Here is a 1,019-nt window from a genome sequence, read left to right on the forward strand (position 1 = left end):
AAGTTTCCGCGCACGTACTGCACGGTGCGTTCGACTCTCGGTTTGTCCTTCGGCGACCTCACCCGCGCCGGGTCGGTGATGAACCCGACGTGGGCGCTGTAGTCGAGCCAGCCATCGCTCAACCGCGGAGCGATCGGGTCTGCCGTCGTGACAACAGGTTTGAGATTGTCCGGGATCAAGACCGCGAACACGCCGCCGAAGAACTTCCATGCTGCTTCGCAGCCGGCAATGACCGCCACCAACGTCTGCGAATAGCTCAGCCACACGAACATGTGCCGGCTGTAGACCGCGGTGAAGATCAGGGCGTGGACTTTGCGGGCCCGACCGTCGTCGGGGTCGGTGAGCATCCCCAAGTACCCGAAGTCGACCTGGCATTCGATCCCGGGTTCGCCGTCGACGACGCGGACCGTGAGGTTCTTGCGGCCGAAACCACACATCTCGGTAGCGAACCGATGCAACGTCCGATACGGCACCTGGCAGCCCTTACGGGCAAGCAGCACCTCGATTTTCGCGATCGTGAGCGGCTTACGTTCACCGTCGCCTGCCACCCACTTGCTGATCTGCTCCTGATGGGGCACCAGCTGCTCCCATGCCGCGCCGTGACCGTGCGGCCGGTCGGGGCGGACAGTGGCGACGACAGCTGCGATCACCTCGTCGCTGACCGCGTCGGCATCGTCGGTTCTGGTCAGGCCGGCTGCTTGGGCTGCCTCGACGTAACGGCGGACCGTCTTACGATCCACACCGGCATGCTCGGCGATCGTGCGCAGCCCCGGAGACGGCAGTGCCGCCGTCCCGAGCCACAGCCGTAGTACTTCTCTGATTTCGTTCACACTGATCTCCCGAAAAGCCATGCTCACCGACCTCCGTGACGGACTTCGTGCTGTCACAGACGATCGAACGAGCAAACGACGGGACCACCGGCAAGGCGCGCCGGTGGTCCCATAACTGGCAATCCAGGTGGTCCCATCACCCTGGCAGAAATCAGGTCACGCTGGTCCCATGCTCATGGCAGACGACAC

General features: G+C 63.7%; 1 pseudogene. It reads right to left on the minus strand.

Annotated features, from left to right (window positions below):
- Positions 1 to 851: pseudogene (locus MTX34_RS25505) on the minus strand (IS21 family transposase); the annotation flags it as partial.
- Between the last annotated feature and the right edge of the window lie 168 nt (positions 852 to 1,019).

This window comes from Rhodococcus sp. ARC_M5, from assembly GCF_022810405.1.
Lineage (GTDB): Bacteria > Actinomycetota > Actinomycetes > Mycobacteriales > Mycobacteriaceae > Rhodococcoides > Rhodococcoides navarretei.